Raw genomic sequence first — 22593 nt, 5'->3', positions numbered from 1 at the left:
TGCCGCTTGCGGCTACCCTCTTTCCATTGCACCAATAACGCGGTTTGCCTCGGCTATGATCTCTTCGGGGTAGTGGCTCATCTCCAGAATTTTGATGGCGTTTCTGGTGGTAAGCGGGCCCGGCTTGATCTTGTGGTCGAACAAAAGCGCTGTCCCCTGCACTGACTCTGAGAAGTGATGCAGGGCAAACTCCTCCGTTAGCAACGCTGTCAGCTCTGTATCGTGCGTCGACACCAGCACCAGATGGTTGCCCTTGGCCAGGTACGACAGAATAGCCTTTCCGCCCGCGATGCGCTCCACGGTGTTAGTGCCTTTAAATATTTCGTCGAGGATAAAGAGGGCCGGCTCGGTTTGCTGGGAGCACTCCAGGAAGGCTTTGATCGTTGTCACCTCCTCAAAATAATAACTCTTCTCCGAAAGCAGGTCATCCGTTATGTTGATGGAAGTATGAATCTTCGAGAAAGGGGCCTCAAAGCGTTCGGCCGTGCAGCAGTAGAGCGTCTGGGCTAAGAGCATGTTTAACCCGACCGCCCTGATAAAGGTCGTTTTGCCGGACATGTTTGAGCCCGTCAGTAGCAGGCTCTTCCGGGAAAGCCGTAAATCGTTCGGGATGCAGTCCTTGAGAAGCGGGTGCCTGAGGCCGCTCACGTTGAGCTGCTTGGGAGGGCAGAACGTTGGCGTGCAGCACACCGGCAGGCCCGCCCGCAGCGAGGCCGTAGAGATGGCCGCATCCAGCTGCCCGATAAACACAAACAGCTCATTAAGTGGGGCCGCTTTTGCTTTTATACTTCTCGTCAGGCTAAAGAAGAAGAGTATCTCCAGGTTAAAAGCTATTTTGAGGAGCTCGAACAGCGCATAGAATATGGAGGTGCTGTCGCTCTCGAACTGGCTGCTGAAGTTTACCCACCTCATCTTTTTCTTTAGCGGTGTAAGCGCCTGCAAAAAGTCGCTGCTGGCACCATGCTCCTTTACTATGGTTTGCTCCTGTAGTTTTCCAGCTGCCGTGTAAGCCTTGTCAAACTCGCTTAGGGCAATAAGGTAGTAGTTAATGTTCTCTTTGTTCCAGTAGTGCACTAGCAGGTTAACGATAAACAGGGGCAGCAGAAAGAGCAGCAGGCCGGGGAAAGCAAAGGCAAGTACGGCGAGTGCCAGCACAGCGAAAGAAAGCACATAGACTAGCGGCAGCCATTTCGGGGCCTGCACCGGCTCGCCGTGGAGCATTTCCTCAAAGTAGTAGGAGTCGCCTTTCTCCAGGGGCTTCAGCAGAAGCTGGCACTGGGTGCGCTGCGCATCATGCTGCAGAAAGGCCTTTACCAGCCTGTCAAACCGCTTCAGTTTTTCGATATCGCTGTCCACTGCCCGGAGTTTATAGTACAGGTACTGCTGCCCGATCCTGGAGGTGGTTCTGTCAATGTACTTAAACACTTCATCCAGGTACAAATCTTCGCTTATCTGGTGCGAGATGATCTGAAAGTAGCCCGCCCCCAGCCTTGTTCTGTTCTTAAAGTACCGGCCTATCAGGTGAAAGTTGAAGTACTGCCCTTCCTTGGGTTTTGCCCAGCCAGCGCTGATCTCTTGCTCCGCCTGTTGCTTTTTTGCCTTGCCCCGGTAACGTAAAAAGAACGCTAGCAGGGACAGCAAAGCAAGGGCAGGAAGTAAAATCCAAAGAAAGCTCATATACATGCTTTAAACCACCCGCGTTTGGCCATCTGGCTGCTTTGTTTTGTAGACTGAAAGAGGCTGCAGCTTACAGGTAAAAAAGTGTAGCTCCCTCCTCACGCACCTCCAGCTTGGCCTCGCGCCCGCAGATCAGTGCCAGGTTTAGTGGCTCGTGGCCTACCGGGAAGCCGTAGCACACCGGGTAGTTGTACTTGCCGGAGTGCTCCAGTATGATCTCATAGGCGTTCTTGACAAAGGAAACCGGTGTGTCGTTCATGTCGCTCATATCGCCGATGATGAGCCCGGCCAGGTTCGCAAGTTTGCCGCTGCGGTCAAGGTGCACCATCATGCGGTCTACGTGGTAGAGGTACTCGCACAGGTCCTCCAGAAACAGGATTTTGCCCTCCGTGCTGCTATCGGAGCGGGTGCCGGTGAGGGTGTGCAGCATCGACAGGTTGCCGCCTACCAACTGCCCGGTGGCAGTGCCCGTGCGGTTAAACGGATGGGGCGCGGCTGTGTAGGTGAGCTCCTCGCCGAACAGGGCGCCGCGGAGTGTTTCGATAGAGGCTGCTGCACCCTCCTTGGGGAAGAGCAGCGGCATGATGCCGTGTATGCTTTCGATGCCGAGGTTGTGGATGTGGCTGTGCAGGGCTGTTACATCGCTAAAGCCGACGAGCCATTTAGGTTGCTTCTGAAATTTAGTGAAGTCCACCTGGTCGATAATGCGGGTGGTGCCGTAGCCTCCGCGGGCGCAAACGATCGCCTTTATACTTTCGTCGTCCAGCATCTGCTGCAGGTCCTGCAGGCGCAGGGCATCGTCGCCGGCAAAATAGTTATAGCTGGCGCCTATCGTTTGCCCCAGCACTACCTGCAGCCCCCAACTCTCAAAAGTCCGGACGGCCATCTCTATTTCAGGGAAGCTGATTTTACGGGCAGTGGCAACGATGGCGATTTTATCGCCGGGGCGAAGTGCAGGAATCATTGGTATGCTGGTTTTTGACTGTACGCTAAGGTATGGGTTTTAGGGTAAATTTGCGAACATGGCGTTTTTTAGCCAACTTCGGACACCGCTTTCAGGGCGCGGGTAGTGCAGGGCAAAGAGGAAGGGCGTGCTGTACGCTGCCGCCTGCCCCACCCGAAGCGCACCGCTGAGCGTAGCAATCAACCTAACCTTTATATGGCCGAAGTACAACAAAAGAAATCCGGCGTGGACAAGTTCCTGTCGGTGGTGGAGCGCATTGGTAATGCCCTGCCGCACCCTGCTACACTATTTGCCGGGTTCGCCCTGCTGGTCGTTCTCCTGTCGTGGGTGGCCAGCCAGTTCGATATGGCCGTAACGCACCCTGGCACAGGCGAGACGGTAACGCCCTTCAACCTGCTTTCCACTGAAGGCCTTCACATGATCCTGACCCGCATGGTGACCAACTTTACCGGCTTCGCGCCGCTGGGCACGGTGCTGGTGTCGTTGCTCGGTATCGGTATTGCGGAGGGCACAGGGCTGATCGGGGCCGTGCTGCGCCTGGTGGTGCTGTCGTCGCCAAAGCGCCTGCTCACCTTTGTGATCGTTTTTGCGGGCGTTATCTCCAACACGGCCTCTGAGGTAGGCTATGTGCTGCTGGTGCCTTTGGCGGCAGTTATCTTCCTGGCGGCGGGCCGGCACCCGCTGGCTGGCCTGGCAGCGGCTTTTGCCGGTGTCTCTGGCGGCTACAGCGCTAACCTGCTGCTCGGCACCGTCGATCCGCTTTTGGCGGGCCTGTCTACGGAGGCGGCCCGGATCATAGATCCGGCCTATGCCGTAAACCCTGCGGCGAACTATTACTTCATGTTTGTGTCTACCTTTCTGATTGCGGCCCTGGGCACCTGGGTAACGGAGCGGGTGGTGATCCCAAGGCTGGGAGAGTACGAGGGAGAGGAGAAGCCGCAGAGCATCGACCGCCTGAACGCCCAGGAGAAGCGTGGCCTGCTGTACGCAACCATTGCCATCCTGCTGATGGTGGCGTTTATACTTGGCGGCCTGATTCCGGAGTACGGCTACCTCCGCGACCCGGAAACGAATGAGATTCTGCACTCGCCGTTTATGTCGGGTATTGTGGCTTTCATCTTTCTTCTGGCAGGTGTGGCGGGCATCGCCTACGGCATTGGGGCCAGAACCATTAAGAACGACAGCGACGTGATGCGCGGCATGGCCAAGTCTATGGAAACGCTGGGCTCCTACATCGTGCTCGTGTTCTTTGCGGCCCAGTTCGTAGCATACTTTAACTGGACCAACCTGGGCCTTATACTTGCCATTAACGGGGCGGATGCCCTGAAAACCCTTGGCCTGAGCGGTATCCCGCTGATGATCATGTTTATACTGGTGGCAGCCTCTATCAACATGGTGATGGGTTCGGCTTCTGCCAAATGGGCGATTATGGCGCCGGTGTTTATACCTATGTTTATGCTGTTGGGCTACACGCCGGAGTTTACGCAGGTGGCTTACCGCATCGGCGACAGCGTTACGAACATCATTTCGCCGATGATGTCCTACTTCGCGCTGATCGTGGCCTTTATACAGCGGTATGATAAAAAGGCGGGCATCGGTACGGTTATCTCTACCATGCTGCCGTACTCTGTGGCTTTCTTGATTGGCTGGATTGTGCTGTTCATTATCTGGATCTTGCTCGACCTGCCGATCGGCCCTGGTGCAAACCTGTACATGCCGTAAGCACTACAATTCGGAAGTATAAAAAGCCGCAGGAGCATTCGTTCCTGCGGCTTTTCTGTTATTTGAGCAGCTTAAAGCCAAGGCTCACCAGAAGCTGCTCGTTTTTTACCTTCCCGCTGCTTTGCTGCGAGGTGTTGGTATACTTGCGGTTGATGTGCTCATAGCGCACATCCAGGGTCAGGTTCCAGATATCTACCCCCACGCCCGCCTGGTAGCCCCAGTCGGAGTTAGCAAAATAGTCCTCTATGTCGTGGCCGTCCTGCTTGGCACTCAGCAGGGTAGAGGCTACCGGCCCGGCCTGTACCCGCGCCACTTTCAGGAAGTTGTAGCCCAGCAGTAGGGGCACATCCATCCGGGTAAAGCGGAACTTCTCTATGTAAAGGTTTGTGCTGTTCTGGCTGTCGGTTACCTCCACTTTCCCGCCGGAGGAGGAGAGCAGGAGCTCCGGCTGCAGCAGTACGCCGAGTACCTGCAGGCGGGCAAAGGCGCCCACGTGATAGCCCGTGATTTTATCTGCCTTCGCGTACTGTAACGGGTCGTTCTGCAGGTCGCGCAGCTTTACGTGCGAGGAGCTTGCCCCTGCCTTTACGCCAGCCACAAAAGTCTGCGCCTGGGCAGCCACGCCCCATGCCAACACCATCATCGAAGTTAAAAGTATTTTTCCCATAGTCTTAGTTGTATTGCGGTGCTGCTGTCTGCTAAAACGAAGGAAGGGCAGGAGTTAGTGTACAAATGCAGAAGCCGCGTCCAAAGAACGCGGCTTCTGTCAATATCTATTATAGGTAGTAGTTTTGTAGGGATCCATACTATTTACATCTCACCTTAAACAAACGGTCCCATTGGCGTAGTGGTGCAAAAGTACGCATTAATGTTAGAACATAAAGCAGTTTTAGACGAATAGCCCTCTAGATGGCACAATATTCCTGATTATGTAGACAAACCGGTGGGTGTAACCGATGAAACAGGATAGCGTGGAGGCAACCCGGGCACGGCTCCCGGTGCTGGCGCAGCGGCGGCGAGGCAACGTCTAGGCCTGGCTTTACGGGGCTGTGGCGGGTGGCGAGGGTGCCTCGTCGGTGCTGAGCAGGGCTGTGGCCTCTATCTCCACCAGGTGCTCCGGGTTAATGAGCGCCGCCACCTGCACCAGGGTGGAGGCTGGCTTTATGTCCTGAAACACCTGGTGGTGCGCACGCCCCACCTCTTCCCAGTTTTTGATGTCGGTTACGTAGATGCGGGTGCGCACCACGTGCTGTAGCGAGGCCCCGGCCTGCTGCAGTGCCTGCTCAATCTTTTCTAAAATGTACTTAGCCTGCTCGTATGGGCTGCCTTTGCCTACCACTTCATCGCCCCTGGTGGCGGTGGTGCCGGCAACCTCGATGGTGTGGCCAACCCGAACGGCGCGGCTGTAGCCTACCCTGTCTTCCCACAAGGCTCCGGACGAAATGTTTTTTCTTTTCATAGCTGTCGTATTTTGCTCGTACTTAAAGATAACCGGAAGCGGGAGAATCTTTCTCTTTATTTCCCAATCATACTTCATAACTTTGAGTTCACTATCCCCGAAGCATGCGCATTAGGTCTAAACCGGTACTTTGCAACTATTACGTTACCTATCGTTGTAACGCAAAGTGCTCGTTCTGTGATATATGGGAGCGGCCTTCGCCTTACATCACCTTGGAGGATGTGGCGCAGAACCTCCGCGACCTGAAGCGGCTGGGGGTGGAGGTGATCGACTTTACCGGTGGCGAGCCGCTGCTGCATCGCCAGATAGACCAGATGCTGGGCATGGCGCATGAGATGGGCTTTATCACCACGCTCACCACCAATGGCATGCTTTACCCGAAACTGGCCGAGCGCCTCCAGGGGAAAATCGACATGCTCCACTTTTCCCTGGACTCTGCCGACAAGCAGGAGCACGACACGGGGCGCGGGGTGGCCTGTTACGATTTTGTGATGGAGTCGATAGAGGTGGCGCGCAGACTGGGGGAGCGGCCGGACATTCTGTTCACGGTGTTCCGCCACAACCTGCACCAGCTGGAGGAGGTGTACCAGAAGATCATACTGCCGAACAAGCTGGTGCTGATCATAAACCCGGCTTTTGAGTATAACGAGGTAGCAACCGGAGAGCAGCTGACGGAGCAGGAGCTGCGCTACCTGAGCGACTTTGGCAAGCGCCGGCAAGTATACCTGAACGAGGGTTTCGTGCAGCTGCGCCTGGATGGCGGCAACAAAGTGGAGAAGCCGGTGTGCAAAGCCGCCAGCACCACCCTCGTTATCTCTCCGGAGAACGAGCTGGTGCTGCCTTGCTACCACCTGGGCTCTAAGAGCTACCCTATCCGGGGGAACCTCTACGAGCTTTACCGAAGCCAGGAGGTGGAGGAGCTGAAGCGGCAGGAGGGCAGGCTTCCGGCCTGCGAGGGCTGTACCATAAACTGCTACATGCAGCCCAGCTTTGCTGTAGAAGTAAACAAATACTTTTGGAAGGCCCTGCCCAGCACCATCAAGTATAACTACCTGAAAGGCACCTGGAAGCGGCTGCTCCCAAACAGCTCATTGATCAACTAGCTTTTATTCTATCATTCATAATTTAGTTATTCAATTTAAAGATATGCCAGTTATACTTCCGGTTAAGGGTGTGCGGCCACAGATGGGCGAGGGCTGCTGGATTGCCGAAAACGCCACCATTGTAGGAGATGTGGTGATGGGGAGCGAGTGCTCTATCTGGTTTAACGCCGTAATCCGCGGCGACGTGAACAGCATTCGCATCGGCGACAGGACAAATATTCAGGATGGGGCCGTTATCCACTGCACTTACGAGCGCGCCGCGACCACAATTGGTAGCAACGTATCGATTGGGCACAACGCCATTGTGCACGGTTGCACGGTGGAAGATAATGCTCTGGTGGGCATGGGCTCCATTGTGATGGACAATGCGGTGGTGCAGCAGAACTGTATTGTGGCGGCGGGGGCCATTGTGCTCGAAAACACGGTCTGCGAGTCTGGGTGGATTTACGCCGGCATACCGGCGCGCAAGGTAAAGCAGCTGAGCCCGGAGCAGATCGAGGGGCTGGCGAAGACTGCCAGGAACTACGTGATGTACAGCGGCTGGTTCAGCGGAAAGCCGCAGGTGTAGGCAAGCCTACCTGGTGTAACACGCGGCGCGCCTTAGGCCAGGTGCTGCGCCACAAGCCGGTGCAACTGCAGCAGCTTACCCTCCGGTAACACCTGCTGCAGTTGCTCAAAAAACACACGCTCCTCCTGGCGGATGTGCCGTTCCAGCAGGTGCCCCACCTCATGCAGCCTGTCTGGCAGGTCGGCCTCCGGAGATGCTGGCAGGGCAAGTATAAGCTGCTCCAGCCGCCGGTGTTCTGCCATCAGCGCTTCCGTCTGCTGCTTCAGCTCCTCTGAAAAACCGGCGGCAAGTTCAAAAACCGTTTCCTCCTCCAGCTTAAAGTGGGCCAGCAGGTGCTCCTGCAGAAAGCGCAGTACGTAGTCGCGCTTGGCGGCGGGGGTGGTGGGCATGCCTTTGTAAGCAGGTGCGCCGTGCTGTAGCAGCCTTGCCGTGAGCAGCCCGCCGTGGTGCTGCCTGGAGATGGGGATAAGGCTCTCGTGGCGCTTCATGGCTTAGCTGATTTCGTCGCGGTCTTCCTCGCGCACGGTCAGGAGCACCGACTCAACCCGGCGCTCCGATTTCTCCAGAATGCGCACATCGTATTGGTTAAAGGTGGTGGTCTCGTTCAGGTTTTCCGGGATTTGCCCGTAGATTACGTTGAGCAGGCCGCCCACCGTCTCATAGTCTTCGCCTTCTGGCAAAGGGTAAGGCAGGTAGTCGTTGGCGTCGGAAATGGCGGCAGAGCCACTTACCTTGTACTCAAAGTCGCTGATGCGCTCCACCAGCGGTACCTCCTCGTCGTACTCGTCCTGGATCTCGCCTACCAGCTCCTCAATAATATCCTCTATCGTTACGATACCGGACACTCCCCCGAACTCGTCGGTGGCAATGGCCATGTGCAGGTGGCGGCGCTGGAACTGCTTTAGCAGCAGGTTGATCTTTTTGGTTTCCGGAACAAAATAGGCCGGGCGCATCAGGTCATCAATCACGATAGGTTGCCCCAGGCGCATAATGCTCAGGATGTCCTTCACATAAAGTATACCGACGATGTTATCGACGTTGCCGGTGTACACGGGCAGGCGCGAATAGCCTTCGTTAAAGATGATCTCCATGAGCTCCTCCTCCGGGATGTTCACATCAATGGCGACCATTTTTGTGCGCGGCACCAGAATCTGCTTCACCATGCGCTCGTTAAAATGGAACACATTCTCGATGAGCTCGTGGTGGGAGTCCTGTATGGCGCCGCCCTCCACGCTTTGTTCGAAGAGCAGGCGCAGTTCCTCGGCAGTGTGCACCTCCGCGCCATGCATCGGCTGTATGCCCAGGCCCCGCAGCACCAGGTTGGCCAAGCCGTTCAGCAGCCAGATAAACGGCTTAAACAGCACGTAGAAGAAGCGCAGCGGGTAAGCAACGGCCAGCGCCGTGGACTCAGAGCGCTGTATGGCCAGCGACTTAGGCGCCAGCTCACCGAAAACAATGTGCAGCACGGTGATAATGGCAAAGGAAACAGGTAGTGCGATGGTATGCGCCAGCGCCTCGCCGCCCCGGAAGCCAAAGGCCTCCATCACGTTAATCACCATTCGGGCGACCACGCTCTCGCCTATCCAGCCCAGGCCCAGCGAAGCCAGCGTAATGCCCAGCTGCGTAGCCGACAGGTAGGCGTCGAGGTGGGTGAGCATGTTCTGCGCCAGCTTGGCCATCGTGTTACCCGACTGGGCGCGCAGCTCTATCTGGGAGGAGCGTACTTTTACGATAGCAAACTCTGCGGCCACAAAGAAACCGTTGAGGAGAACCAGGAATATTGTTAAGAGGATGTCTAAAACCATAGTTGGATAATCATGCCGTGATGTGCTGGCAGAACCGTAAAATTAACTAAAATACGTACTCGTTTTATACGTGTATATGTTACAGATGCTATATTTTACGATCAATCTTGCCTACAGGGCTGCTACAACGGTTTTTAGTGCTGTAAGAAAAACAAAAAGGTGCCGTAAGGCACCTTTGTCAGTTCTGGAGGGGGCAAGTACTCAGGCGTGTAAGCGGGTGAGGGTGGCCATCGGGCTGCTGAAGAGTTCATGCGCGTTCTCCTGCGACAGCCTGTGCAGGAAGATGCTTTTGGCCCTGGCCTCAGAAATCAGCTGGTAGGAGTGCGCGTCTGTGTCCAGGAAGGGGTTGCAGAAAGAGTAGATATACTCATCCTGATAGGTTCTGTACACCACGTGGAAGTTGTGCCGCTCATCGCGCACCAGCTTTACGGCTTTAAACACGTTGCTAAACTCCCGGCCACATTCTGTGCGCAGGCTCGCTGCCTGAGGGGCGCTTACACTCTCTTTCATAGTTGGGGATGCTTTAAATTGTCTAGTATGATCTTACTACAGCACAAGTGGGTATAAGATTCCGCTGTTGCTGCTGTTGTTGCGCAATACTTGTAAAGGTGCTGATAACGCGTGTGAAGGAATCTGATAGAGGTGTGGGAATCAATTGAATACTAGTGATATACAGATCTTTCAATATGAGGCTCGGGAGGCCGCTGTAATGACAGAAGCAGCCTCAGCCGGTCACCTCCCGGGAGGCAAGAAACTAAGCCAGGAGTGGCAAGTGTTCTGAAGGGAGGGTAGGCCAGCAGCCGGCGCTTTATATGGCGCAGGAGCTAACACTGAGGCACGTATGCCGGTTGTTTAGCAAACATCAGGCGGTAGGCACGACACCGCACTTTAAAATTGTATACTTTTGTACTGCTGAATCTGAACATACACCTTGGCAGGGCGGCTGTTGCGCCTCTGCACATCGTTCTGAACAACATACGCTACATGAACCACAACATCATTGTAAAGCACCTATTGGCCACCTGGCTGTTGCTGTTAGTTGCCTGTGCTGCACAGGCGCAGGTCCTGAAGCCTGCCACCTGGAGCTACGACGTCTCTAAAAAACAGGTAGCTGTGGGTGAGGAAGTAGAGCTGATCTTTAACGCTAAGATTGACAAGGACTGGTACCTCTACTCCTCTGACTTTGACCCGGACCTGGGGCCGATGGTGACAGAGTTCAAGTTTCAGAAGCACCCGTCTTACGAGCTGGTGGGTAAGATAGTGCCGGTAAAGCCGAAAAAGAAGTACGACGACCTCTGGGAGGGGGAGTATACTTATTTTACCGGCACAGCGCAGTTCCGCCAGAAAATACGCGTGCTGAAACCGGACCTGCTCGTGAAAGGCTCCTACGAATACCAGGTGTGTACCGACGTGGATGGCCGCTGCATCCCGTTTGATGATACCTTCACCTTCACTGACAAACAGGTAAAAGTGACGGGTGCTGTAGCACCGGCCGCAAAGCCTGCCCCTGCAAACGATGCAGCTAACAAGGCGGCGGCAGCGGAGGAGCAACCGCAGGCTGCGGCACAGGAAGCTGCAACGCCCCTGGAGGAGCCAAGCACCGTTGCTCCCACTGACACCGCCGTTGCGGCCGGCCCGGCTAATGACGGCGCGCGCGTTGTAGCGGACACGGCCATCTCTGCCATTCCTGAGGAGGAGCCTACAGCTGCCGGCGGTGGTCTGTGGGCCTTTATGCTGGTGGCGTTCGGCTCCGGCTTGGTGGCGCTTTTAACACCCTGCGTGTTCCCGATGGTGCCCATGACGGTGAGTTTCTTTACCAGTAGCGGCGGCAGCCGCACACAGGGCATTGTCAAAGCGGTGGTCTACGGGCTGTCCATCATCGCCATTTATACTATCATCGGTACCATTGTGGCCAAGCTGTTCGGTGCCGACGGCGCTAACTTTATCAGCACACACTGGCTGCCGAACCTGCTGTTCTTTCTCATCTTCGTGGTGTTTGCCATGTCCTTTTTCGGGATGTTTGAGATAACGCTGCCGAGCTCCTGGCTTACCAAAGTAGACTCGCAGGCGGATAAGGGCGGCTGGGTCGGCGTGTTCTTTATGGCCTTTACGCTGGCGCTGGTTTCTTTTTCCTGCACCGGCCCGATTGTGGGAAGCATACTCGTTGCCTCTGCCGGAGGCGAAACCGTTAGGCCGATCGTTGGTATGTTCGGTTTCTCGCTGGCTTTTGCCTTGCCATTTACCCTTTTCGCCGTTTTCCCGTCGTGGCTGAGCGGGCTGCCGAAGTCCGGCGGCTGGCTTAACTCGGTAAAGGTGGTGCTAGGCTTTATAGAGCTGGCGCTGGCGCTGAAGTTCCTGAGCGTGGCCGACCAGGTGTACCACTGGGGCATCCTGGATCGTGAAGTGTACCTGGCGCTCTGGATCGTGATTTTCACGTTGATGGGCTTTTACCTGCTGGGCAAGCTCAAGTTCTCGCACGACTCTGACCTGAAGTTTATCAGCGTACCCCGCCTGTTTTTGGCTGTTGCCACTTTTGCCTTTGTGGTGTACCTGGTGCCCGGATTATTTGGTGCTCCGCTTAAAGCCCTGGCGGGTTACCTGCCGCCACAATCCACCCACGACTTTGACCTGAACAGCCTTGCGCGCCAGGGCGGAGGTGGCACGGCTGTGGCCACCGCCACAACCAACGAAAACTGTGAGCCGCCCAAATATGCTGACTTCCTGCACCTGCCCCACGGCCTGAAAGGCTACTTTGACCTGGAGCAGGCCAAGAAATGTGCGGCAGAGCAGGGTAAGCCCATCTTTATAGATTTTACGGGCCACGGCTGCGTAAACTGCCGCGAAATGGAAGCCAACGTGTGGTCTGACCCTGCTGTGCTGAAGCGCCTGCAGGAGAACTATGTAATTGCCGCCTTGTATGTAGACGACAAGACGGAGCTGCCGGAAAGCGAGTGGTACACCAGCTCCTACGATGGCAAAGAAAAGACCACCCTCGGTAAAAAGTATGCGGATTACCAGATCACGAAGTTTAATGTAAATGCACAGCCATACTATGTGTTGATGGATGCGCAGGAAAACGTGCTGGTAAAGCCCATTGCCTATGACCTGAGCGTAGAGAACTTTGTAAACTTCCTGGATGCCGGTGTGGAGGCTTATAAAGCCACACATGACTAGACTTGGCTTCAGATCATAAACGAGAGCGCCCGCTGCATAACAGCGGGCGCTCTCGTTTATTGCCTTTGGCTTCTCTCGCGGTTCATCTCATTGAGCAGCCGTACCGTCATGTAGCCTAAGCCTGCAACTACCACCCCGATTGCTGCCCAAAGCAAAACTTTAGAAGTGGCCCCTTTTGCCTGGTGGTGCTCCTCCACAGCTGTAATATTGGTGGCTATAAGTATGGGCAAATCGGTCGGAATACTACCCCGGAAAAACGGGAGATCGTAAGCTGGTGCGGTTGCATCTTTGCTGCCAAAGCGCAACGTGTATTTTTCTCCTGCCGCCAGATTAGCCACCAAATAGCGGTTTAGTTGCAGCACTTTTATATCCGACATACTTAAAGGTAGGTTATCCTCATTCTCAATAACAACAGTAAGCTCCTGTACCTGCTGCTTTGGCAGCTCAATAGTAGCTGGTTTGCCGGAGCTGAGTATAAAACTTTCGGTTACTGGCTGTCGTGCATCTTTTTTTCTCCGGCGCTTTCGCTGAGGAGCTTCAGCAGCTTTGCCAAGTATAACGTGCCCGTTTCGCAAGTATAAATCCGGGGCAGTTACCTGTAGCTGCAGCAGTTCGGGGTAAACCGGGTACTCAAACGTCAGGTGGATGTATGATCGCTTAACGGCAGAACTGTCGGTGCGGGTGGTTTGCTGCACCGGAATAACAGTATACGTGCCTTCTTCGGTGCTTGTGTTGTAGTAGCCGGCCTGCAGAATATTGAGCGGAGCGTTTGAGGAGTCGTTTAGCTGAAGGCGCAGGTAGCGGTAATCGTTCAGCGGGAACTCCAGCAGTTTTAGCTGTGCTGTGTTTTCTGTGCTGTTAATGGTGTGCAACACGTCCTGCGCTTTAAGCACATACCAGCTTTCGCGGTTGTTGCTTCCGCTCAGGCTTACTTGTTTCTGCACGTCAGCATTCTTTATAAGCAGGCTCAGGTTACTGATCTGGCGTTGCGCTGTATTTTCGATCAGCAATTCAGAGCAACAGCCAGCTTTGTGCGTGTAATGTACTATGTTGTAAGGGCTGAATGTCTGGCTACTGCGTTGCCTTTCTTCCTGCCGTAACAGGTAGGGTATCTCTTGCTGCTGCCTATCATATAGGCGCAAATCAGCCAGGTTGGGTTGCAGGTATCCAGTTACAGCCGGAGGAAGCAAAATACGATGGTAGCCGCTTTGCGCTGGCGCGGGTACAGTAGCCTGCCGTTTATACTTTGGCTGCGCCACTACAGGAGCTACTGCAAAGTATAAGAACAGGTATAAAACTATGTTTTTACAGCGAAGCATCAGGCGCAGGCTTTTCAGTATGTGACTCGTCCTCTAAAATCAGAGTCTTTAACTTTTGGTACATAAACGATACCACCAGCAAAAGCACGCCAAGGCAGATAAAGGCTGCTATTTTGCCTCCTTCCGAAATACCCCTGATATCGAACAGAAACAGCTTGAGCAGCGTGAGGAAGAACAGCGTAAGCGAGATAACCCGGAGCGTTTTCAGCTTCCGTTGCATGCCTATCATCATCAGCACAAAAGAACTTACTCCCCAAAGTATGGCAAAGCCTATCCTGCGGATCTGGGAGAGCTGCGCCTCCAACGGCACATCACCTTCATAAGAAGATAGAAGTGCTATGTGCTCCAGCTCGGCACTTGCCAGAAACACGAGGGCAAAGCTGGCAAACCATAGGCTGAGTTTGCCTAACCTGTGCCTGTAGCCGTAGAGCCCCTGAACCAAGTAAAGGAACGCTCCAAGTATAAGCACAACCAGCAGCAAGGGCAGGTAATGCCACCAGAAACCGGTAAGGGTGCCGGAAGCGCCGAGTAAGTATAAATCTCGGCTGTCGGACACCAGCGGGTGTAGTACCAGCAGGTAAACTGCTACGCTTATTGCCGTTGCAGCCGCAATGCCTTTTTTAATGCTGGCGTTTTGCTGACGCACGCTCCAGTACACAAGGCCGAGTAAGTATAAATAATTGTATGCGCCAAGTATAAATGCCCTGGTGCCATAGGTGGTGGTAGCCTGTAAAAGCTGATAGTTCAGTTCCAACAGCAGGACCAGGTACAGGAAAGCAAAAAGCAGAACCTTAACAGCTTTCTTGTATGTGCTGATGTCAAACCCGATAAAAGACTCTTCCTGTTCCTGCCTAAGCAAATAATTCGTGGCAGCCAGAGCCGCTACCGTTACAAGCCCTGTAATAAATAGCTTGTTAAAAATAACAGGAAGCACAGTGGCAAAAGCAACATCAGTAAAGGAGTAAAGCCGCCAATCCAGGACAAGGCTAAACAACATGAGGCCCAGCACCAACACTGATGCTATCCGAATCAGCTTTATACCAGATTTCTGCCACAGCCACAGTAGTAGCACAGCCTCCAGTGCCCAGAAGAGCGTGATGTAGTTGCCCTCCAGCTGCACAGGTGCCGTAAGGCTCAGGAAGGTTAGCACCAGCCCGATGAGCAGGTATACCAGGTTGCGGTCAGTTTTAGGATTCTTGTACAGCAGGTAAGCAAACACAAAGTTAAACGCCGCCAGCACAAGGGTGAACACTCCTTTATAAGCACCATCTGCCATGTTGTGTAATACAAACATGCCAGCTGAGTAGTACAGGAAGGTATTGCTCAGCAGCATCATGATTTCCGGGGCAGTGAAGCGACGCTGCTCTTTTACGTTGTTGATGATGTTCATGAGGAAGAACACCAGGTAGAATAGCGTGGCAAAAAGCAGGGCCCCGAAGTATGGCGGGTTGGGTGCGCCTACTACTCTAGTACTTAGCCAGCCACCATAAAGTATAATCGTGAAAACGTAGGCGATAATGTTGAGCAGGTTCCATTTCTTAAAGTAAGCCAGCACCAGGATGCCCACATTCAGGATCAGCACAAAAGTAAAGAGTACCGCATAGTTGCCCTCGCCGGTACTCACCATAAACGGACTGCCGAAGCCTCCGATAAGCGCCAGCACGGCCAGCTCCATGCGGTTATAGGCCAGCGACAGGAAAATGGTAAAGCCCGTAATGCCTACCATCAGTATAAACGCTACTGTTTGGCTGAAAAGGGCGTACTCATGAAAAGCAATAGCTATAGTGAAGTATAACACGGCCATACCGCCACCGATCAACACGGAGCTAAAGGCTTGGTAAGGTTTCCGCAGCCGGTGCGCAATGCCCAGCAGCAGTCCACCAGCCAGTATGCCAATGGCTACACGGCCTACTTCATTTATCCATTCCTGGTCTATGGCGTATTTCACGAAGAAGCCGATGCCCAGCACCAATATGGCAATGCCTAGTTTGTTGATAAGGTTCTCGCCGATAAACTTCTCCCAATCAGGGTTGCGCTGAAAGAAAGATAGCTTTGGTATGGAGGGAGCGGTACTATGTTCCTGTGGAGCCTCGAAAGCAGCGATTGGCTCCGGCTCAAACATAGGTGCTGGCTGCTCAACTACTGGCTCTGGCACCACAGGCTCCGGAGCTGGTGTAGGTGCTGGCGGTGGAGGCGTAGGCCTTAAGCTTCGCTTTACTTCCTCCACACTCTCTTTTGCTGTTTCTGTTTGTTTGGTAGCAGGAGGGGCTGATGGAGTAGCCTGCTTTTCCAGCTGCTCCCGCAGTAGTTGCATTTCCTTTCGCATATCCTGCAACTCATAGTTCTGTTGCCCTAGTTTGCCGGATAAGTGTTGAGAGAACCAGACGACGACGAAAATAAGTATGAGGAGCAGCGTAATTTCCATGTTTGTTTTCAGCTTAGGCCATGTATATTACAAATTTCCGGGCTGTTTTAAAATTACACTTGCTCCCAACAAAAAAGCCCCACCGTTTCCGGCGGGGCTTTATACTTTATTTCGACACAAGAGTCTTACATCTTATGTCTAATAGCTAACGTCTAAAATAAGACTACTTCGCTTCGTTGTAGCGACGCGTTACCTCCTCCCAGTTTACCACGTTCCAGAAAGCGTTGATATAGTCTGGGCGACGGTTTTGGTAGTTTAGGTAATAAGCGTGCTCCCACACGTCCAGGCCAAGAATTGGCTGACCGCCACAGCCTTCTGCGAATGGCATCAGGTTGTTGTCCTGGTTAGGAGTAGAGCAGATTTCCAGCTTGCCGTCTTTTACGCAAAGCCAGGCCCAGCCTGAACCGAAGCGAGTAGCAGCAGCAGCGTTGAATTTCTCTTTAAACTGGTCGAAAGAGCCGAAAGCAGAGTTGATTGCGTCTGCCAACTCGCCAGATGGCTGGCCACCACCGTTCGGAGAAAGGATCGTCCAGAACAGGTTGTGGTTGTAGTAACCGCCACCGTTGTTGCGAACAGCCTTATTGTCTTCTTTCACGCTGCGCATGATTTCCTCGATAGACTTACCTTCCAGCTCAGTGCCTTGGATGGCGTTGTTCAGGTTGGTAGTATATGCCTGGTGGTGCTTGGTATGATGGATTTCCATAGTACGCGCATCGATGTGTGGTTCCAGTGCATCGTATGCGTAAGGTAGTTTCGGAAGTTCGAAAGCCATAGTTTTATATATGTTTTATGTTGAAAATATTACGTTTTTATACTTTGTTCAAAGTTTACGACGTCCCGCCAAAGTTAGTTAATTTCTTTTAGCCGCAAAGAAAGACGACATCAGCTCGGCACACTCCTGGGCCATAATGCCGCTCACCATTTCGGTTTTGGGGTGCAGCAGGTTGCCTACCCTTCTATAACCGCGCTTGGGCTCCGATGTTCCGAACACCACCCGCTTTAGCTGTGCCCAGTAGCTGGCCCCGGCGCACATCACGCATGGCTCCACGGTAACGTAGAGGGTGCAGTCGTTTAAGTACTTATTGCCCAGGTACTCGGCCGCTGCCGTCAGGGCGAGCATCTCGGCGTGGGCCGTTACGTCGTTCAGCTTTTCGGTTTGGTTGTAGGCCTTGGCAATAATGCGGTTGTTGGTCACCACTACGGCTCCGATCGGAATCTCGCCCTCCTCAAAGGCGTACTGCGCCTGCTTGTACGCCTGCTGCATAAAATGCTCGTCGCTGTGGATCGATAAAAGAAAATCTGCTGCCATAGAGTAAAGATGGCCACGAAGCGCCTAAAAAGCAAGTGCAAACCCGGTGGGCAGGGCAGGGGCAGGCCGATAAAAAAAGCCCCTCCGAGTGGGAGGGGCTTTTAAGTAGTAGATAGATAGGTAGTAGTGTTTACTTAATATTGATAGAGCCCATGATCTCGCGGGCTGTGTCCTGCCACTCGTTCTTGAGCATAAAGGGCACGTGCATGGTAAAGATGTAGAGCTGGTCGCCTTTGATGGTGTACTGCACCACGCTGTACTTCTGCACCGGCGCCAGGTTGGAGGCACCGCGCTCATCGGCCATTTTGCTGACGAACTCAAACACCAGGTAGTTTTTGCCCTTTACCTGCGTTACCTCCTGACGGATAAAATCCACCTGCGTAAAGGTTTCCAATAGGTTTGCCTTGTAAAACTCACGCAGCATGTCCAGGTCGGCCTCCTTAAACTGCGATTTCTTTTGGGTAACGCTAAAGTCTATCTGGCCATTAGGGCTGGTGTACACGGCAAGCGGTTTGGTAGACGCCGGATATTTACGGGCAATGCCATCATCTGGCATCGGTGTAAAGTCCTGCGGCAGCATCACGCTCAGCTCTTTGCTAATCTGGGTCTTTTTCAGTTTAGGCTGGGCAAAGGCAACTCCGGCAATTAAAATAATGGCTAAGAAGGCTAAGTATCGCATGTTCATAGGTAAAGTGTCGGCAAAGCTAAAAAATTATGGGCAAAAAGGTCCTGTTTCCCCAATGGATGCAATAATTACGCCAAAGCAGCCTCGCTTGTGCCTCAAATAGCGCCTAAGCGAAAAATATCTTATCCGCTGGCATCTCCGTTATACTTGTAGGTAAACTTTGTGAGAAAGCATCAAAAAGCAGATACTATGATTGAGAACTTAATAAACAATTTAAAGGGGCAGCTGACCGGCGAGCTCCAGAGCAAGTATAATTTACAGCCTGACACGGCAAACAAATCGGTGGACCTGGCGAAGGAGAACCTGACGGACGAGCTGAAGCAGCGGGCCTCCAGCGGCGACCTGGGCGGTATCATGGATGTGTTCAAAGGAAACAAAGCCCCCGGCGAAAGCAGCGCGGTCAATAACGTCATCAACAAGTATGTTGCTGACCTGACGGGCCGTTTAGGCATTCCAGAAAGCGTTGCCAAACAGGTGGCGCCGTTTGCGATCCACTTTATCATGCAGAAAGTAGGCGGCCAGGTTAGCTCCGGCAACGTGAGCCAAACCGACTTGCTGGGCGGCCTGATAGGCGGAGGCCTCAAAGACAAGCTGGGAAAAGGACTCGGCGGGCTGTTTAAGTAAAAGCAGGACGTGCAGAAATAAAAGAAGCCATCCTCGAAAGGGGATGGCTTCTGCATTTTGATGGGCACCTACTTAACTCTCACCTTAATTATGTGCCTAACTTGGCGGGGTTACCTTTTTAACTGGCCGCCAATGTCTTTGTATTGTCATCCGGGTTCCGGTCTATCAGCAGGTTGTAAGGATCGATACCGGCCTTGTCGGGCTTTTGGTCCACTACAAACTCAAACTTGTTCTCGCCAGACTTTAACCTGTGCTTTTTCATGTAGAGCGGCTTGTCCTGCCAGTGTTCGCCTACTTTTTCGCGAGCTATTACGCCGATGTCTATCCAGTCATTCATCTTGGCTTCGCTTTCTACGCCCAGGCTGTCAGCATAAAGTTTCTTGGCATCCACAGTAAGTGTTACTTTATACTTGCCGTTCTTCAGTTTCTCATACTTTGCGTCATTAGCCTTATTCTCATACAGGGTTATGTTCTCGAACATATCCGTTACCAGGTATTGTAGCGAGTCTGGGGTGGCGCTGCGGATGTATTGCATAAACTCCAGCGAATTGGTATAAGGTGCCTCCTGGAAAGCTACCTGCTGCACATACTTTTTAAGGGCGGCGTTTAGCTTGTCCTCGCCGATGTAGTCGGCTAGTGCATACATTACCAAACTGCCTTTGCGGTAGTGGATGTAGCCTTGGTTCTCTACACGGTAGAGCGGCATTTCCTTTTTGCGCTCCGTTGTGCGGCCCAGCAAGTATGAATTCAGCTCATACTCCAGGAACTTGTTCATCTTATCTTCGCCATACTCGTGCTTCATCACCATCAGGGCGCTGTACTGGCTCATGGTTTCCGACATCAGCACCGAACCCTGCACATCCCCGCCAATTACCTGGTGCGCCCACCACTGGTGTGCCACCTCGTGCGAGGTTACATAGAACGGGTAGTCGATATCCTCTGGGTTGTTGTCATCCACATCAGCTATAAAACCAATGGCCTCTGAGAATGGAATCGTGTTCGGGAACGATTGCGCGAACGATGCATAGCCCGGGAACTCCAGGATGCGCACCTGGCGGTGCTGGTAAGGGCTGAAGTTGGTGGTAAAGTAATCCAGCGACTTCTTCACGCTCTTAATCATACGGTCGAGGTTGTAGTCGTGGCCCGGGTGGTAGTATACTTCTATCGCTACCTCTTTGCCGTCTTTACCTACCCACTTGTCTTTTTTAACAGCATAGTCCGCCGACAGGAAAGAGTAGAAGTTAAGTATAGGCGCATCCATTTTGTAATGGAAGTAGCGGCGGTCACCTTTTGTCCACTCGCGCTGCAGGTAACCCGGTGCAATGGCAATCTGGTCAGGCGAGGTGCTAACGGTAGCTTCGAAGTTTATCCAATCGGCTTCGCTGCTGATGTAGGTGTTCATGCGGGCCACAGAGTCGGCTACATCGGCCATACGTGGTTTTGGCTCCAGGCCATACTCTTTGCGCACATCATCCTGGCTCAGCTCTATACCAGATTGGTACCCGATTTTAGGCAGATATTCGCTGTTGATGAAAGTACCGTTGTACACAATGCCTGTGTTAGAGCCGCTGTTTCGGAAGCCTTTAGTTTCGTAGAGCAGGTCCATGTTCAGCTGCATGGAGTCGCCGGGCTGTAGCGGCTGTGCCAATTTGTAGATGTAATAACCGTTATCCTTATCTTCCAGTACCAGCTTAGCCTGTTTGGAGAAAGTCAATCGCTTCACCTCAGCCTCGTCACTTAGCATCAGGTGTACCGAGTCTATTGGCTGCGTGTGCTTGTTCTTCATCCAAAAATATCCTTCAAAAGCATAGGCACGCTCTTTCGGGTAGATGTCTACGTCGAGTTTTACATCCGTAATGCGCGGCTGCGGAATACCATCATACTTCTTATAAGTCTTCTCGAAATTGGCCTGTTGCTCTTCCTGCTCATCAGAAGTTTTGTAGGTGTTCAGGATGTTAGTGTTATAGAAGATATAGCCACCCGTTACCATAAATATGGCTAAGCCTACTCCGGTAACTGCCATTGTCGGGCGGTTAAGTTGCAGGGCCGCCAGCTTAAAGCGCCACTTCAGCATCGACTCAGAGCCACGAACCCACAGCATATTTGCCAGCACCGCCAGCAGTAGCGCAAACACGGCCCAGTAAATTTTGAACACCGTATATGGCCACACAAAATGACCGTAGCCGTTCATGGCTGAGTAGGTGATGCCAGGGTCAGAGTTGAAAGAGTATAGATTGTGCTCAAAGCCCAGCTGCCCCTTAAAGATGTTGAGCAGGTAGTATACCACCATCACGAAGTGGCCCAAGTACTTGTTGTTCACGATTACCTGCACCAGCATCGCCAGCACACACAGCAGTACATAATCGATTAGCTGTATACCAAACAGGCCTTTAAGGTACACACCCGGTTCAAAGTTAAAGTAACCTTTAGAGGCCTGGATGATCATTCCGCAAACCATAATCACAGCCAGCAGCGCCACTTGCACAAACACTAAAGCGGTGAGTTTAGAGGCAAACGGCACCCAGTTCGGAATAGGCAGCGCATCATAAATCTGATTCATGCGGTTGTCCCGCTCTCTCCAAACCAGCTCTCCGGCATAAAAAGTAATGATGATCAAAAAGAACAGTGCAAAGGTGCCGCTCAATATCTGTACTACCTCTGAGGTTACCGGAAAGAAGTTGGTATCATACATTTTACCTATCTGCGCACCCGACACAAACAGGAAGATAACACCTGCTGCGGCAATGGCGATAAAGTATAAACTCTTGATAATGCCTTTGAACTCCAGCTTGCTTAGCCTTACGTATTGCTTAAAGCTCAGGTCAAAAGAGAAGTTCTGCTGTACCTTAGGCAGCTGTAAACGTTCCGATGGCACAAATGCCCCGGCTGCCTCTTCGCTGTTGCGTTTACGGAATAGCTTGATGCCCACATTAGAGAAGGAGAAGCTGAACCTGAAGTAGCAGAAGGCCAGTAGCGCCAGGCCTATACCTGTCCAGAGGGCGCGGTTAAGGAGCACATGCTCGCTGAAAGGCAGCATGAGCGTGTTTCGCTCTGCGGTGGTCCAGTAGCGTTGTGTAAAATAAATGGCCGAGGCACCCATTGGGTCCAACAGGTTTGCCAGCATCTCGTTGTCCAAATCGCCGGTAAGGCTGTTAGACACGCCATAAAGCACCAGAAAAATCACTCCGCCAACATAAATGGAAAGTGCGCTACGGGTAAGGGTGGCAAGGGTAAAGAAGATGGCTCCGGTAAGCAGTAGGTTTGGAATGATGATCGTTAGGAATGGCTGCAGGTACCACATCAGGTTAAAAGGTCCAATTTTGTCTGCCTCTACCCATGGCATTATAGTGCCTGCCATTGCGCCAAAAGCTACGCCCGTAAATACCAACAGCGTAATCAGGAAAGATCCCCAGAAACGGCCAAACAGGTAGCCTGCTTTGGAGATAGGTGTGGTATAGTAGAGCGAGTGTGTCTTGTGCTCAAAATCACGGAAAATAGGCGTACCCATCATAGAGCAGGTAATCAGCACACCAAACCAACTCAGTAGCGTCACGATCCAGTTGATCTGGTACGGGGAGTTGGCGTATACTTTTCCGCCGCTGGCGTCGCCGATAATCACGCTGGCACCAAACGCACCGGCTAAGCCCAGCATGGCCAAAAACGCCATCAGGAACAGCAGCCCGAAGTATATGTAAGTCGCAGGCCGCTTTAGCCTGTACTTTAACTCGAAAAGGAATATCTCTTTGAACATCTCTTAAT

The 22593-nt window shown here is 52.9% G+C and carries 18 protein-coding genes; 5 read left to right on the top strand and 13 right to left on the bottom strand.

The features are described from left to right. Positions 1-12: 12 nt before the first annotated feature. Together CA264_RS14440 and CA264_RS14435 are read right to left on the bottom strand one after the other, a co-directional pair. A complete protein-coding gene (locus CA264_RS14440) occupies positions 13-1677 on the bottom strand; it encodes a MutS-related protein (protein ID WP_036776245.1) in 1665 nt (554 codons plus the stop codon). Between the two features lie 70 nt (positions 1678-1747). Next, positions 1748-2641 (bottom strand): S66 peptidase family protein, encoded by an 894-nt coding sequence (locus tag CA264_RS14435; protein WP_025608103.1) that lies wholly within the window; start codon positions 2639-2641, stop codon positions 1748-1750. A gap of 195 nt (positions 2642-2836) precedes the next feature. Between CA264_RS14435 and CA264_RS14430 the strand changes: the two genes are divergently transcribed. Then, complete coding sequence (locus CA264_RS14430; protein ID WP_025608102.1) at positions 2837-4363, top strand: AbgT family transporter; 1527 nt, start codon at positions 2837-2839, stop codon at positions 4361-4363. A 58-nt stretch (positions 4364-4421) separates the two neighbouring features. On the opposite strand, the gene CA264_RS14425 is transcribed toward CA264_RS14430, so the two are convergent. Both CA264_RS14425 and CA264_RS14420 read right to left on the bottom strand, forming a co-directional pair. Continuing rightward, positions 4422-5030 carry a porin family protein gene (locus tag CA264_RS14425; RefSeq protein WP_036776241.1) on the bottom strand — a complete coding sequence of 203 codons (609 nt, stop codon included), beginning with the start codon at positions 5028-5030 and terminating at the stop codon, positions 4422-4424. Between the two features lie 372 nt (positions 5031-5402). After that, positions 5403-5822, bottom strand: a complete 420-nt coding sequence (locus tag CA264_RS14420; RefSeq protein ID WP_025608100.1) for a RidA family protein — start codon at positions 5820-5822, stop codon at positions 5403-5405. Between the two features lie 104 nt (positions 5823-5926). Between CA264_RS14420 and CA264_RS14415 the strand changes: the two genes are divergently transcribed. Both CA264_RS14415 and CA264_RS14410 read left to right on the top strand, forming a co-directional pair. After that, entirely contained in the window at positions 5927-6925 is a 999-nt protein-coding gene (locus CA264_RS14415; protein WP_025608099.1) for a radical SAM protein, read from the top strand. 43 nt (positions 6926-6968) lie between these two features. Then, positions 6969-7493, top strand: coding sequence for a gamma carbonic anhydrase family protein (locus CA264_RS14410; RefSeq protein WP_025608098.1), 525 nt, complete (start codon positions 6969-6971; stop codon positions 7491-7493). Positions 7494-7525: 32 nt separating this feature from the next. Here the strand turns inward: CA264_RS14410 and CA264_RS14405 are convergent, their stop codons facing one another. From CA264_RS14405 to CA264_RS14395, 3 genes are all read right to left on the bottom strand, one after another. Next, positions 7526-7981: a hemerythrin domain-containing protein gene (locus CA264_RS14405; protein WP_025608097.1), complete on the bottom strand. Its 456-nt coding sequence runs from the start codon at positions 7979-7981 to the stop codon at positions 7526-7528. Between the two features lie 3 nt (positions 7982-7984). Further along, positions 7985-9298 carry a hemolysin family protein gene (locus CA264_RS14400; protein ID WP_025608096.1) on the bottom strand — a complete coding sequence of 438 codons (1314 nt, stop codon included), beginning with the start codon at positions 9296-9298 and terminating at the stop codon, positions 7985-7987. Between the two features lie 201 nt (positions 9299-9499). Continuing rightward, positions 9500-9808, bottom strand: a complete 309-nt coding sequence (locus CA264_RS14395; RefSeq protein WP_025608095.1) for a hypothetical protein — start codon at positions 9806-9808, stop codon at positions 9500-9502. 474 nt (positions 9809-10282) lie between these two features. On the opposite strand from CA264_RS14395, the gene CA264_RS14390 reads away from it, so the two are divergent. Further along, positions 10283-12472, top strand: coding sequence for a protein-disulfide reductase DsbD family protein (locus CA264_RS14390; protein WP_025608094.1), 2190 nt, complete (start codon positions 10283-10285; stop codon positions 12470-12472). Between the two features lie 56 nt (positions 12473-12528). On the opposite strand, the gene CA264_RS14385 is transcribed toward CA264_RS14390, so the two are convergent. The 5 genes from CA264_RS14385 to CA264_RS14365 form a co-directional block, all read right to left on the bottom strand. Next, positions 12529-13791 (bottom strand): DUF3999 family protein, encoded by a 1263-nt coding sequence (locus CA264_RS14385; protein ID WP_025608093.1) that lies wholly within the window; start codon positions 13789-13791, stop codon positions 12529-12531. Continuing rightward, complete coding sequence (locus CA264_RS14380) at positions 13778-16216, bottom strand: DUF2339 domain-containing protein (protein ID WP_025608092.1); 2439 nt, start codon at positions 16214-16216, stop codon at positions 13778-13780. The genes CA264_RS14385 and CA264_RS14380 overlap by 14 nt, the downstream gene beginning before the upstream one ends. A gap of 163 nt (positions 16217-16379) precedes the next feature. Further along, positions 16380-16988 (bottom strand): superoxide dismutase, encoded by a 609-nt coding sequence (locus CA264_RS14375; RefSeq protein ID WP_025608091.1) that lies wholly within the window; start codon positions 16986-16988, stop codon positions 16380-16382. Between the two features lie 78 nt (positions 16989-17066). Next, entirely contained in the window at positions 17067-17525 is a 459-nt protein-coding gene (locus CA264_RS14370; RefSeq protein WP_025608090.1) for a nucleoside deaminase, read from the bottom strand. A 130-nt stretch (positions 17526-17655) separates the two neighbouring features. Then, positions 17656-18210 (bottom strand): hypothetical protein, encoded by a 555-nt coding sequence (locus CA264_RS14365; RefSeq protein ID WP_025608089.1) that lies wholly within the window; start codon positions 18208-18210, stop codon positions 17656-17658. A gap of 189 nt (positions 18211-18399) precedes the next feature. Here CA264_RS14365 and CA264_RS14360 point away from each other — a divergent pair, with 189 nt between their 5' ends. Beyond that, complete coding sequence (locus CA264_RS14360; protein WP_025608088.1) at positions 18400-18834, top strand: hypothetical protein; 435 nt, start codon at positions 18400-18402, stop codon at positions 18832-18834. A 118-nt stretch (positions 18835-18952) separates the two neighbouring features. Here the strand turns inward: CA264_RS14360 and CA264_RS14355 are convergent, their stop codons facing one another. Then, complete coding sequence (locus CA264_RS14355) at positions 18953-22585, bottom strand: ABC transporter permease/M1 family aminopeptidase (protein WP_025608087.1); 3633 nt, start codon at positions 22583-22585, stop codon at positions 18953-18955. Positions 22586-22593 lie beyond the last annotated feature (8 nt).

This window comes from Pontibacter actiniarum (assembly GCF_003585765.1).
In the GTDB taxonomy this organism is placed as follows: Bacteria; Bacteroidota; Bacteroidia; order Cytophagales; family Hymenobacteraceae; genus Pontibacter; species Pontibacter actiniarum.
The sequence above is the reverse complement of the archived record's forward strand: the minus strand, read 5'-3'. Positions and strand labels throughout refer to the sequence as shown.